The organism is Limnospira fusiformis SAG 85.79 (assembly GCF_012516315.1).
Classification (GTDB): Bacteria; Cyanobacteriota; Cyanobacteriia; order Cyanobacteriales; family Microcoleaceae; genus Limnospira; species Limnospira fusiformis.
On the sequence record NZ_CP051185.1, the window covers coordinates 4527463 to 4539646 of the forward strand.

Here is a 12184-nt window from a genome sequence, read left to right on the forward strand (position 1 = left end):
GCGATCGCCCAAATGGGAACAGAGTCCCGGTAAGTTTAAACGGATCTATTTAGGTTTAGTTCTAACACTTACCGGGCCATTAACAGTAGTTTGACAAGCCAAGCGGTAGGTATCAGGTTTTTTCTTGAGCATTCGTTCTTCCACCGGAGTTTTAGGGGAGAGATTTTCCATACCCTCAACCACTTCCACAATACAAGTACCACATTGACCGTAGCCGCCACAGTTGAGGAGTTTTCCCTTTAAGGTATACAAATCAATCTGATTTTCCATCGCTTTGAGTCGGAGATTTGCGCCATCAGCGGCAATAACTTCGCGGTTTTCGTTGACAAAATTGATGTTAGCCATGATGAATTTTTGAATCTAGGAAGGTTAGGTTGACAGAGATTTTGTTGTTATCAGACAAGGCTTTGAGGAAAGGAAGTTTCCCAAAGTGTCTACCAAATAATCCGTTTTTGGGGAAACCGACATCCTTGGACAAGTGAATTGCGGTTAAGGTTGATCTTGAAGGATATTATCGGGGAGATTGCTAACAAATCGCCTCAATTGAGCCAGAGCGCGGTTATAACCAATAATTGCTCTGAGTAACTGGTTTTGGGCGCGAGTGAGGCTAGTTTCTTGGTTAATGACATCAGTTTGAGTACCGACACCAGCTTGGAAACGGAGTCTAGCCAATCGGAGAGCTTCTGTAGCCTCCTCAACGCCTAAGTTAGCAACTCCAATGTTCTCAAAACTAGCTTGTAGGTTAAAGAAGGCCTCTTCAATTTCTCGGCGGATCTGGTTGCGGGTTTGGGAAAAGCGTTCTTCAGCGATCGCTATACCAAGTTCCTGTTGTCTAGCCCTAGACCTAGCCGCACCCCCATCAAAGAAATTCCAACGTAGCTGTAGTTGAACATTATAACCATCAGCCCAACCCTGAGCCGCAAAGCGATTAGCGTCATCAGAAAGCTGTCCAAGAACGTTATAACTAGCGGAACCAGTTAAATTAGGTCGAGTTGCAGATAAAGCCTGTCTGCGTCTTTCTGCAGCTAGATTACGGTTAACTAACTGTGTTTCCAACTCGGGGCGATTCCTATAGGCGAGGATGATAGTTTCATTGAGGGTAAATTCCCAAGTTCCCGCCAAGGATATCGGGTCTGCTGCGACTAAATTGACATTTTGACTGACATTTAATAGGCTAGCGAGATTGCGCCGAGATGTTCTTTGGGTGCTAATAGCGCTAGTCAAATCCTGCTGGGTGCTGGCGAGGGTAACACGAGCCTGTAAAACCTCAAACCGAGTACCCACCCCAGCGCGTTCGAGGGCTTCTGCATCCTCCAAACTTTTTTGAGCATTGCGAACAGCGGCGCGCTGAATTTCGACTTCCGCATCGGAGGCTTGTAGGTTATAGTAGGTTTGGGCGACGCTAAGATAACTTTCTTCAATCACCCGTTCGAGTTCTAACTCTGCGGCTCGCAGTTGCTGTTCGGCTTCTCTAATTCGCGATCCTCTGGCTCCACTTAAACCAAAATCATATTGAATTTGCAGGGAGTTATCAAAGCTGGTAGATCCAAAGGGGATCTGAAAGGAGGTTGTGTCAACTTCACCTCTAGCGGCGGCTTGACGGCGTTGATTGCGAATCCGACGATTTTGGGCGCGGGTGGATATGGTGGCTCCTGCTGTTTCGGAACGGGTCAAGCTGGAGGTGAATGATAGGGAAGGGAACAGTTCTGCTTGAGCAACTCGCAACCCCGCGAGATTTTGCTCAACCTGGAGTTGTAGAACTTGGATTTCTGGGCTGTTGCGCCGCACCAAATCAAATGCTTGTTCTAGGGTAATCGGAACGGTTTCTTCGATTTCTACTTCCCCAGGTTGACTGGGAAAATGCAGGGGGTTAGTGCTGGGTAAAACTATTGAAGGTGGTTCAGTGCGTAAGGTTCCATCTGGATACCTTTGGGGGTATGGCTCGGTAGGGGGTGTCAAGTCAGGGATTTGAATTTCTGGTGTATCTACTTGGGACAGTTGTACTGGTGCTGTCAGATTATTTGCGATCGCAGATTGACCATGAGAATTGTTACTGATAGCCACTTCTTGTGAGGGGCTTTCGGAAGATACCTCTGTGGCGGAGTTTACATCAGTTGAGGGGGCGATCGCATCATGGTTAGGAGACTTAGCCTGATATTTTCCCGGCAAGTCTACTGATTCTAAGGCTAACCCATCATGGTTAGGAGACTTAGCCTCATATTTTCCCAGCAGGTTGGGGGGGGTTTCCATGAACCCGTCGTTACTCAAGGTTTCTCCAATGGTGTCATGGGAAGACAATTCTGGAGTCTGTGGGTCAATTTGACCAGCTACAAGGCTAGTGTCGTTAGGTTCATGGTCAGTAATGGGGGTTTGAGCAGTTGGTGAGGCTACAAATTTGGTTGGTTTTTGCTTGAGAGTTGATTCTTGAGTTAGAGGATGGTCAGATAAGCTATCCTGGGACTCAACAGGCGAAGGCACTGCTTCTCCCTGCCCAACATTGAACAACACAATTGCTCCACTCACTCCCACAGCCATCAAATAGCGAAGAACAGGCATAATTTTTTCAATATAGTCAGTCTGCAAGTCCAGAACTCATTTTAAAGCAAGGTTGAAGTATTACTCGAAAATGCCCAATATTAATCGCCATTTTCGGGAATGATGGTAATTTTCACAGGCCTGGGGGCGTTGTCAGATGGGGCATTGAGGGGTGTTTTCATTAATGCGATCGCTTTTGCCAATCAAAATCTCCGTATTTTTACGGACATTTTAGCAGTGATTGGTGTTCACAATTCAAGAAATGTCCGAGAAATTACTGTTGGTGTTTCTGGGAATTTATCTTAACCTGAATATAGGGGCTGCCAATTAGTTAGCTGTCAGCCTGACTATTACAAAATTGCTCCATCCCACACCTGCTATGATGATGAAACCGATATCGTTCTCCGAAAAAAATTTACAGGATATCCCCCAACTGCTTCGTCAACTCCGGGGAGATTTAGAGTTGTCCCAAGCTGAACTGGCGGAATTTCTGGGTGTATCTGCACAAACTATTAACCGCTGGGAAAATGGACATTCTCAGCCTTCCGCCATCTCGATTAATTTGATGCAACATAAGTTAAGTTCTTTGGATTCTCTCAAAGATGTCAAAACTGTTAAGGCTAATTTATCACAGCCTAGTAATAGTCTACGACAGGCTGATGTAGCCCGCATTCTTAATGTTTCGTTTCAGCGAGTGCAGACTATTAGGAAGCGACATTACATAGAATTTACCTGGGATAATACTATTGATGCTTGGGTGACATCTCGGGAAGAAGTACAGCGCTATATTGACAATAAAGGGAAGCGTCGGAAACGAACAATTGATAATTAATGAATTGAGCACAGCCCTGGAGCCAAGGCCTACTTGGTCTCTAGTATTACCTGATAATATTCGAGGGGGGCTATGTTTGCGATTCGATTAAGCCTTGGGGAGGGGTGATTTCCAAACGGCGATTCTCTAAATCCACAACGGGGACGATATCCTTAACAAAGGGAATTAATACGGTTTTGGGTTGCTTTGCTTTGGTTTGGAAATGGCGCTTGCGACGTTTATTTTGGGGAATTTTCTCTAGTTTAGCTTGTCGTTCTGTATCGGTGGCGAGGTCTTCCTCGGTGGGGGTAAAATTTAACTGGACCTCTAACAAGTCATTTCCGGCGGGGATGACATCAATAACTGTACCGATCATGTCTTGGGTGTCTTGATTAAAGACTTCTAAGCCAATCAGGTCTAATACATAAAACTCATTATCGTCTAAATGGGGGCGCGCGCCATATTGAATGAATAGGCGACTATCCCGCAAGGCTTCCGCTTGTTCGCGGGTTTCCACCCCTACCATTTCAATAGCATAGAGTCCTTTTCCAGGAATAAACCTCCCCCCCAGAAGTTCTACGGGTGATGGTTCATTTTGTCCGGGTTTTTGTAGCCAGCGGGTTCCGGGTTCGATAAATCTTTCCGGGAAGTCAGAATTTGGATATACCCGCATCTCGCCATCTAAACCCTGAGCAGCTACAATTTTACCAATTTCGATCCAATCAGACATCTAGCCAGTCTCCTGAACCCCGACACAACACATGATAAGATTTCAGCATTTTAACCAGCATTGGCTTAGTAACTTATGACGCGGAGTTCTCGACAAGTTCCCATTTTCTCCCTACCGGGGGGAACTATCAAGCATCGTATCCCACAACAACAAGCTAGTTTAGCTGTGATTCCTATTCTACTATCTTTGGGTACGACTACAATTTTTGTGGAACCTCTACAGTGGGACGGGTCTAGGTCGAGTTCCCACATTGTAGCTCAGGCGGTAACTGAGTCGGACTGGGAATTGCGCGATCGTGTTCAAACTGAGGTAGATAGTTCTTTTCGCCGCACTCTGGCTTTATTGAATTTAGTGCTAGTGTTCCTATTTTTGCTCCCAACTATCGCGGGGGTGGGAGTCTGGTTTTTGCTGTCTAAGTTGACGGATCAAGTATTTATTGTTCAGCAAGAAATTGAGAGCCTGAAAGCTGATGCTATTGGTCAAATTGAACAGAGTATTAATGAGGCGAGAAATACTCTCTATCAATTGGAACAAAATACTACTAAGGCTGATGAAGCTATCGAGAGTCTCAAGGTGCAAACTATGATTCAAGTCCCTGAGTCGGAGACTGATGATTCCCTAGTCTCGCCAGTCTCGGAGACTACCCAAAACGCGATCGCTAATAATTCCGCTGGGATATCTGATGATTCTAATTCTCAGACTCCTGAGACGGCTGAGACTTCTGAGGATAAGGAAAAAGAACCGGAAACCCCTAGTCGTGATCGCATCATAGCTGAGGCTCATGAGCTGGCTAAACAGGCAGAAAAGTTATTTTTGTCAAATCAATTAGAATCGGCAGTAGATGCTTATAATCAGGCGTTAAAACTTGAGCCTAATTTGGCGGAAGTTTGGAATAATCGAGGGGTGGTGTTAACCAAACTCAAGCGCTATCAAGAGGCGATCGCTTCCTATGAAAAAGCCATCCAAATTCGCACAGATTATCCTGATGCTTGGAGTAATCGTGGGGTGGCTTTAGGGAAACTTAATTATTATCAAGCCGCGATTTTTTCCTATGACCGGGCGCTCGCTTTAAAACCTGATTATTTAGATGCTTGGAATAATCGCGGTCAAGCCTTGATGAATTTGGAACAGTATGACGAGGCGATCGCTTCTTATAATCAGGCTGCTAAAATTCGTCCTAATTTTTATAAAATCTGGTACAATAAGGCTCGTTGCTATGCCCTCACGGGGAATCGAGAATTGGCGATCGAAAACCTTAAACGCGCCCTGCGGATTAACCCAGATGCCGTGCAAAAGTTTGCTCAACAAGAACCTGATTTTGCCGGCATTTGTCAGGAACAAAGATTTCAACAATTGCTGAAAACTAAATAATTAAAGTTAGGTATTGGGAGATTGACTAAATATGATAAATTTGACTAAAACCTATCTCTATATGGTGGCAGGATGGCTGTTATTGATGGGTTGTTCGGGGGTATCATCCGCAGCTATACCGTCAGAAATTCAGGAATTAAACCCGACAGATATCTGGGCGCAAAATCCCTCTTTTATTAACCGTAACTCCGCGAGTCAACGCTTTTTAATTCAGAAAGAAGTTAACCATACCAGGAAACGGTTAAATCCTTTTTTGAATACATGGATATTGATAGCCGTGTTAATTCCTAGTACCATATCAATCACAATTTTAGTCTGGTTTTTCCGACAAGCACAACAGGTTAAAGCCTGTTGCCAAAACCTAGAAGCCTATAAAGAAGAAATCCTGGAACAGATTAGATATATGACCGAAAATGCTCAGGATATTATTGATGAACTTGATGCTACTGTCAATCTTAGCGAGGTACAAATAGAGGTAATTGCATCCCAGATTCAATCTTTATCTATTGAGGATGGCAGCAACTCTGCTTTTACTGTGGAAACCGAAAATTTAGAAGTTAAATAATCATGAAACGCTATCGCTTAATAATCTTGATGTGTTTAATAATTGTGATTCCCATTGGCTGGTTTAGTAAATTTTATAGCGGGCCATTTGATGGGTGGATTAACGATTCCGTATCCTCGATATTTTATGAGATGTTTTGGGTGTGGTTAGTGGCATTAATCTGGCCGCATCTTTCCCCCATATCCGTAGCGGTGGGGGTATTTATTGTTACCTCAATTTTGGAATTTCTGCAATTGTGGAATCCGCCCATTTTGGCGATGATGCGATCGCATATTATCGGGAAACTCCTATTAGGAACTACCTTTGATTGGTGGGACTTTCTTTATTATGCTATAGGTTGTATCTTGGCGGCTTTAGTATTAATTACTGTCCGAAATAAGATCGGACTCCCAAATCATCAATAATACTATCAAGATTTGCCTACAAAATTTCTGCTCAATAGAGATTTTCTTAATCTTTTTTTAAGTTCAATACCTTGACCTATCCCATATAATACGGTCAAGTAAGCAACCAAGTTAGGGCGATCGCCTGGTAAGCTAGTAGGGACAATTGTTGAAGAGGTTTATAACTTGACTATGAAAGTTGCTGTTTTTGGTAGCCAGCCCTACGATACTAAATTCTTTGATGCGGCTAATGCCCAAGGAGGAAGTCCCCATGAGTTAGTTTACTTTGAAACCAGGTTAAGGGCGAAAACCGCCTCCTTAGCCGCTGGTTTTCCGGTTGTTTGCGTTTTTGTGAATGATGAAGTAGATGCCACCACCCTAAAAACCTTAGCAGCCAATGGCACTAAATTAATAGCCCTGCGCTGTGCTGGATTTAATAATGTTGACCTGAAAACAGCAGAAGAAGTAGGTATTTCTGTAGTTAGGGTTCCAGCTTATTCACCATATTCAGTAGCTGAACATACTGTGGGTTTAATCCTTACATTAAACCGGAAACTGCACAAAGCCTATAACCGAGTCCGGGAAGATAACTTTACCCTGAATGGTTTACTAGGTTTTGACCTACATGGTACTACCGTTGGCGTGATTGGCACTGGCAAAATCGGGATGATTTTCGCTCAGATTATGCACGGTTTTGGCTGTCATCTTTTGGGTTATGATGCCTACCCTAACGATGATTTTATCAAGTTAGGAGATGCCCGATATGTAGATTTGCCGGAACTGTTTTCACAGTCAGATATTATCTCTCTGCACTGTCCCTTATTACCAGAAACCCATCACATTATTAACCAAAATGCGATCGCTCAAATGAAGCGAGGGGTCATGTTAATCAACACCAGTCGCGGACCTCTGGTTGATACAGTTTCTGTCATTGAAGGGATAAAATCCGGGATAATTGGCTACTTGGGAATTGATGTGTATGAACAAGAGGAAACACTTTTCTTTGAAGATTGGTCCGATGAAATTATCCAAGATGATACATTTCAGCTACTCCAATCTTTCCAGAATGTTGTGATTACAGGTCATCAGGCATTTTTTACCCAAAATGCCCTAACTGCCATTGCCGAAACCACCATGGCGAATATTAGTGAATTTGAGGAAGGCAAACCACTAACCAATCCGGTTAAACTACCTCATTAACCATCAAACCATCTTAATCAATTAAGGAGAAATTAATGTACATTGACGAAATTATTGCTGGCGAGATTCTTGATTCTCGTGGGAACCCCACCGTGGAAGCCGAAGTAATTTTAGAGGACGGAACCCGTGGGAGTGCCTTAGTTCCCTCTGGCGCTTCAACGGGAGAAAAAGAAGCAGCAGAATTACGAGACGGCGACCCGAAACGCTATGGCGGCAAAGGGGTTCTAAAAGCCGTTGAAAATGTCAATAATCGTATAGCCCCGGCTTTAGTTGGTATGGATGTCACCCAACAGCGGTTAATTGATTTAACCATGATTGAACTGGACGGCACACCCAACAAATCCCAAATGGGGGCTAATGCAATTTTAGCGGTTTCCTTAGCCGTAGCGCGCGCGGCTGCTAATTACTTAGGAATTCCCCTATATAGGTATTTAGGGGGCAGCAACGCTTGTGTATTGCCCGTTCCTTGCATGAATGTAATTAACGGTGGGGTTCACGCCGACAATACTGTTGATTTCCAGGAGTTTATGATTGCTCCCCATAATGCCCCCAATTTTGCGGAATCTATCCGTATGGGTGTGGAAACTTTCCATAGTCTTAAATCGCTGTTGAAAAAGAAAGGATTAAGCACTGGAATTGGCGACGAGGGTGGATTTGCGCCTAACTTAAAATCTAATGATGAGGCGGTTGAGTGTATTTTAGAGGCGATTACGGCGGCGGGATATAAGCCAGGTGAGGATATTTCCATCTGTCTCGACCCAGCCACTTCGGAATTGTGGAAAGATGGTAAATATCTGTTTTTCAAATCAGATCAATCTACTAAGACTCCTGAAGAAATGGCGGAATTGTGGAAAAGTTGGGCTAATCAATACCCGATTATTTCCATAGAAGATGGTATGGGAGAAAATGATTGGGATGGTTGGAAAGTGCTAACTAATTCCATTGGTGATAAGGTGGAACTGGTGGGGGATGATTTATTCTGTACTAACCCGGCTATTTTGGCAGAGGGTATTCAAGCCGGAATTGCTAATTCAATTCTGATTAAGGTTAACCAAATTGGGACTTTAACGGAAACTTTAGATACAATTGAGTTGGCGAAAAAACATAATTACAAGTGCTTTGTGTCCCACCGTTCAGGAGAAACGGAAGATACTACTATCTCGGATTTGGTGGTGGCAACTTGCACAGGTAAAATCAAAACTGGTTCGGGTTGTCGCGGTGAACGGACGGCTAAATTTAACCAACTGCTACGCATTGAGCGAGACTTAGGAAAGGCTGCTAAGTTCGCGGGTCGTGCTGCCTTTGTGTAAGGTATAATTAAGTAAGGCGAAATCGGTGGAGACCAGGGGTTGACTGTCTCCACTGTTCGCTATTTTTCAGAGGCGGAATTTTTTTGGGTTAATCGGACAAATAAGACTTGGACGGTTAAGGCTAATAAACCCAAAGAGGCGATGGTAAATATTCCGGTAACTAAGGCAGCACCCCCAATTACTAAGGTGCGAATGGCTATGGAAATTTGCAGGGCGGTTCGATTATCGGAATAGATGTTTTGGTTGGCAAAAGTGTGAGCGATCGCTGCTGTTAGGGAATACATGGCGATCGCAAAACCCCCAGAAAACAATCCTCCCATCAGCACCTGAAAGGGGTTGACTGATGATAAATCCGGCGATAAATCACGGCGAGACTGGTCGCCGGAATCAGAAGTAGAAATTGATGATTTTTCAGGCAGATCAGACATAATTGATGCACTCTCAAAAAATAGGCAAGTTTAAGATTCAGCCAAATGAATACCTGTGGAGACAAATTTAGTAGTCCACAATAATAAATTCTGATTAGCGATTTGATTTTGGACAGCATCGGAAACCCGGTCAGCTTCCGCCTGACTCTCCACTAAAGCGAATACGGTCGGACCGGAACCAGACATCATCGCGCCCAAAACTCCTTGTGCGATAAACGCATCTCGCAGGTCTGCGACTTGGGGATATTCAGGTAAAGCGACTTTCTCTAAATCATTGTGCAACAACTGACCAATTTTAGCCCCATCACGTTTCATAATAGCTGCTACCATAGGTCCTGAATGCACCCGTTGCTGACGACTTTTCAGATCATCGGCTTCAGAAATGTATGAACTGCTGAACTGCTGGCGGTAGGTTTGATAAGCCCAAGGGGTGGATATAGCGATATTACGGAACTTAGCGAGGACCACATATAAGTTATCTAAATTCAGCAAGGGTGATAGTACCTCTCCCCGTCCGGTAGCTAGGGCTGTTCCGCCACTGATACAGAAGGGAACATCAGAACCAATTTCAGCGCCTAGGGTTTGTAGTTCATCTTGGGTTAAACCGAGATCCCAGATTAAATCTAAACCGACCAACACCGCCGCCGCATTGCTGGAACCGCCCGCGAGTCCGGCGGCTACGGGTATTCGTTTGTTAATTTCGATTTCGATACCGCCATAACGCGCCATCATATCGGGGAATTGTTTAACCATCAAGGCTGCTGCGCGATAGGCGAGGTTACTATGGTCGTTGGGGAGGCTAGGGTCGTTGGAGCGAATGGTAATGGCATCTATACCAATAGGGTTAATGGTAATGCGATCGCTTAAACTGATAGTTTGCAGGACCATAGCCAGTTCGTGGAAACCATCGGGGCGCGATCCGATAATTTCTAAATACAAATTAATCTTGGCGGGAGCAATTAAGGTGACAGAACGCATTAGTAGTAGTGTAAGGTAACACAAGGCAAGTTTACCATTGATTATTGAGGGGCTAATAGCAAATTACTGAGTTGAACCCATTGTTGTAGGCTGAGGTCTTCTGCGCGGACTTGGGGGTTGATGTCTAATGTTTCCAGCAGTTGGTTTAATGTTTGCGGTTCTACCTGGCTTTTGAGGTTATTGCGTAACATTTTGCGACGGGTAGAAAATCCTAATTTAACTAGGGTCTCAAGAAGTTGGGGGTTTTGGGCGGGGGATGCTATGGGACGAGGACGCAGGCGGACTACGGCTGAATCGACTTTAGGGGGCGGATAAAAGGCTGTGGCGGGGACATGACAGATCCAGTCACATTCGGCTAAATATTGGACTCTGACTGATAAGGCTCCAAAGGCTTTGGAACTGGGTTTAGCACAGAGGCGCGCGCCTACTTCTTTCTGTACCAGTAGCACGATCGCATCAAAGGGTTTAACTGCCGGTTTAGCAATAGTTCCCAGTAACCCTTCGATGATTGGTCCGGTAATATTATAGGGAATATTCGCCACTACCTTATTGGGGTTTTGGAATTTGGGAAATCCGCTCAGGTATCCATTCAGGTCGAAGTTGAGGATATCTCCTTGTAGCAATAGGAAGTTATCGATTTTGCCAAATTTTTTGGCTAGTTGAACACAAAGATCGCGGTCAATTTCCACAGCTACCACTGAGCTGACCTTGGGGAGTAGCCGTTCTGTTAATATACCTGTTCCCGGTCCAATTTCCAAGATGCGATCGCCCAGAGATAGATCCGCAGCTTCTAGGATATGGTTCAGGGTCGCAGGACTGCGTAGCCAATGTTGAGCAAATCGTTTCCGAGGTTGGGGGGAAGGCATAGTTCAGGTAGGTCCACGATACTGCGATGATTAGGATATCAGGAATTAGCCATCAATTGGTTTTTCTTGATTCCCGTGGTCCTAGCCTAGGTCTGAGAATTTGGCGCAATTGCATCAAAGTTTACAGAAATCTCCAAGCCGACATCAAATTTTTACCCAAATTCAGATTTATGTGATATGATGCCGTTCATAGTAGATTGTTTTGTTGGCTTTTCAGTCAACACCTCAGTTCTACAATGGTTAGGTGTGAGAAGCGAGCGGAGGTCCTGGCTGTCCTCAAGTAGCAGCAATAAGCTGTTGTCACCAGAGGTCTGCTCGAGTTGCGCTTCAATCCACAAATTAAGGATGGTCAACTCATTATATGCACGCTTATTGGTGCATGATTCTAGTCAGCACCCCCGGCTGAAGCACGGGGGCTTCGTGCCCCCCTTTCAGGTAGCTGACCAGCTTAAGCCTTAACTGGCTCCGTTCAGAGCAAGAGTTAAAGTTCCCACCCTGGAATGCGTGCTAGTTCCAGGCCCTAGAACCGAATCGTTAAACATCTCTAAGGGGTTAAGGACGTGCGATTTGGATAGTACCGACTCTGAACATTGGCGAAGCAAACATTACCCCGCAAGGGAGTCGGAGCCAACCATAGCTCCATGGAGGGGCAACCATACCCCTCCACCCCGCAAGGGGGTGCTGGCGGCTAAAGCCGCTTGAGTCGGTTTTCCTCTCCGTGATCAATCACGGAGCTTCCAACCCTCCCAGGAGTTTTACGTGATTGATAGGGTCTAACTTCTGTTAGGGATATGGCAAATATCCGACTTAATCAATCAACGGAACCAGTAGCAGAATCAGCCGCTTAATTCGGTTAGTTTGTAGAGCGGAAGATATCAAGATCCTGCTACCTCACCAATGAAAGTCCGCCGTGATTTTCAAATCTTGCGGAATTTAATTAGAGACCGATGTAGGTTCGTAGCAGTGAACCCGGCTTACGGTACTGGTGGGCTTTTACCCCTGGTGCT

General features: G+C 44.8%; 13 protein-coding genes and 1 pseudogene. 7 read left to right on the forward strand and 7 right to left on the reverse strand.

From position 1 onward, the window contains the following. Window positions 1-45: 45 nt before the first annotated feature. On the reverse strand, window positions 46-345 hold the full coding sequence (locus HFV01_RS21490; RefSeq protein ID WP_006620154.1) for a 2Fe-2S iron-sulfur cluster-binding protein: 300 nt from the start codon (window positions 343-345) through the stop codon (window positions 46-48). A 144-nt stretch (window positions 346-489) separates the two neighbouring features. Continuing rightward, a complete protein-coding gene (locus tag HFV01_RS21495) occupies window positions 490-2556 on the reverse strand; it encodes a TolC family protein (protein WP_006621231.1) in 2067 nt (688 codons plus the stop codon). A 99-nt stretch (window positions 2557-2655) separates the two neighbouring features. On the opposite strand from HFV01_RS21495, the gene HFV01_RS21500 reads away from it, so the two are divergent. Together HFV01_RS21500 and HFV01_RS21505 are read left to right on the forward strand one after the other, a co-directional pair. Further along, complete coding sequence (locus HFV01_RS21500; protein ID WP_006669854.1) at window positions 2656-2841, forward strand: hypothetical protein; 186 nt, start codon at window positions 2656-2658, stop codon at window positions 2839-2841. A gap of 79 nt (window positions 2842-2920) precedes the next feature. Next, window positions 2921-3367, forward strand: coding sequence for a helix-turn-helix domain-containing protein (locus HFV01_RS21505; protein ID WP_245394381.1), 447 nt, complete (start codon window positions 2921-2923; stop codon window positions 3365-3367). Between the two features lie 70 nt (window positions 3368-3437). Here HFV01_RS21505 and rimM read toward each other — a convergent pair whose 3' ends face one another. Then, window positions 3438-4076 (reverse strand): ribosome maturation factor RimM, encoded by a 639-nt coding sequence (rimM, locus tag HFV01_RS21510; RefSeq protein WP_006621234.1) that lies wholly within the window; start codon window positions 4074-4076, stop codon window positions 3438-3440. A gap of 75 nt (window positions 4077-4151) precedes the next feature. On the opposite strand from rimM, the gene HFV01_RS21515 reads away from it, so the two are divergent. The 5 genes from HFV01_RS21515 to eno all read left to right on the forward strand — a co-directional run bounded on the left by HFV01_RS21515 (window position 4152) and on the right by eno (window position 8905). Continuing rightward, window positions 4152-5447, forward strand: a complete 1296-nt coding sequence (locus tag HFV01_RS21515) for a tetratricopeptide repeat protein (protein ID WP_006621235.1) — start codon at window positions 4152-4154, stop codon at window positions 5445-5447. Window positions 5448-5478: 31 nt separating this feature from the next. Then, window positions 5479-6012 carry a hypothetical protein gene (locus HFV01_RS21520; RefSeq protein WP_006621236.1) on the forward strand — a complete coding sequence of 178 codons (534 nt, stop codon included), beginning with the start codon at window positions 5479-5481 and terminating at the stop codon, window positions 6010-6012. Between the two features lie 2 nt (window positions 6013-6014). Next, window positions 6015-6416: a ribosomal maturation YjgA family protein gene (locus HFV01_RS21525; protein ID WP_187758472.1), complete on the forward strand. Its 402-nt coding sequence runs from the start codon at window positions 6015-6017 to the stop codon at window positions 6414-6416. A 171-nt stretch (window positions 6417-6587) separates the two neighbouring features. Further along, window positions 6588-7595: a 2-hydroxyacid dehydrogenase gene (locus tag HFV01_RS21530; RefSeq protein ID WP_006621238.1), complete on the forward strand. Its 1008-nt coding sequence runs from the start codon at window positions 6588-6590 to the stop codon at window positions 7593-7595. A gap of 35 nt (window positions 7596-7630) precedes the next feature. Beyond that, entirely contained in the window at window positions 7631-8905 is a 1275-nt protein-coding gene (gene eno, locus HFV01_RS21535; RefSeq protein ID WP_006621239.1) for a phosphopyruvate hydratase, read from the forward strand. Between the two features lie 59 nt (window positions 8906-8964). Here eno and HFV01_RS21540 read toward each other — a convergent pair whose 3' ends face one another. The 4 genes and pseudogenes from HFV01_RS21540 to HFV01_RS31080 form a co-directional block, all read right to left on the reverse strand. Then, on the reverse strand, window positions 8965-9333 hold the full coding sequence (locus HFV01_RS21540) for a DUF3082 domain-containing protein (protein ID WP_006621240.1): 369 nt from the start codon (window positions 9331-9333) through the stop codon (window positions 8965-8967). Between the two features lie 30 nt (window positions 9334-9363). Continuing rightward, window positions 9364-10311, reverse strand: coding sequence for a 4-(cytidine 5'-diphospho)-2-C-methyl-D-erythritol kinase (ispE, locus tag HFV01_RS21545; protein WP_006621241.1), 948 nt, complete (start codon window positions 10309-10311; stop codon window positions 9364-9366). Between the two features lie 41 nt (window positions 10312-10352). Beyond that, window positions 10353-11177: a 16S rRNA (adenine(1518)-N(6)/adenine(1519)-N(6))-dimethyltransferase RsmA gene (rsmA, locus tag HFV01_RS21550; protein ID WP_006621242.1), complete on the reverse strand. Its 825-nt coding sequence runs from the start codon at window positions 11175-11177 to the stop codon at window positions 10353-10355. Between the two features lie 605 nt (window positions 11178-11782). Then, a pseudogene (locus HFV01_RS31080) lies at window positions 11783-11970 on the reverse strand (hypothetical protein). Window positions 11971-12184: the final 214 nt, after the last annotated feature.

Excerpts from the sequence above, each read along its gene's own strand:
- HFV01_RS21515 (WP_006621235.1), top strand. The coding sequence starts at position 4,152 with ATGACGCGGAGTTCTCGACAAGTTCCCATTTTCTCCCTACCGGGGGGA.
- rsmA (WP_006621242.1), bottom strand. The coding sequence starts at position 11,177 with ATGCCTTCCCCCCAACCTCGGAAACGATTTGCTCAACATTGGCTACGC.
- HFV01_RS21520 (WP_006621236.1), top strand. The coding sequence starts at position 5,479 with ATGATAAATTTGACTAAAACCTATCTCTATATGGTGGCAGGATGGCTG.
- HFV01_RS21495 (WP_006621231.1), bottom strand. The coding sequence starts at position 2,556 with ATGCCTGTTCTTCGCTATTTGATGGCTGTGGGAGTGAGTGGAGCAATT.
- HFV01_RS21530 (WP_006621238.1), top strand. The coding sequence starts at position 6,588 with ATGAAAGTTGCTGTTTTTGGTAGCCAGCCCTACGATACTAAATTCTTT.
- HFV01_RS21490 (WP_006620154.1), bottom strand. The coding sequence starts at position 345 with ATGGCTAACATCAATTTTGTCAACGAAAACCGCGAAGTTATTGCCGCT.
- ispE (WP_006621241.1), bottom strand. The coding sequence starts at position 10,311 with ATGCGTTCTGTCACCTTAATTGCTCCCGCCAAGATTAATTTGTATTTA.
- rimM (WP_006621234.1), bottom strand. The coding sequence starts at position 4,076 with ATGTCTGATTGGATCGAAATTGGTAAAATTGTAGCTGCTCAGGGTTTA.
- HFV01_RS21505 (WP_245394381.1), top strand. The coding sequence starts at position 2,921 with ATGAAACCGATATCGTTCTCCGAAAAAAATTTACAGGATATCCCCCAA.
- HFV01_RS21525 (WP_187758472.1), top strand. The coding sequence starts at position 6,015 with ATGAAACGCTATCGCTTAATAATCTTGATGTGTTTAATAATTGTGATT.
- eno (WP_006621239.1), top strand. The coding sequence starts at position 7,631 with ATGTACATTGACGAAATTATTGCTGGCGAGATTCTTGATTCTCGTGGG.
- HFV01_RS21540 (WP_006621240.1), bottom strand. The coding sequence starts at position 9,333 with ATGTCTGATCTGCCTGAAAAATCATCAATTTCTACTTCTGATTCCGGC.
- HFV01_RS21500 (WP_006669854.1), top strand. The coding sequence starts at position 2,656 with ATGATGGTAATTTTCACAGGCCTGGGGGCGTTGTCAGATGGGGCATTG.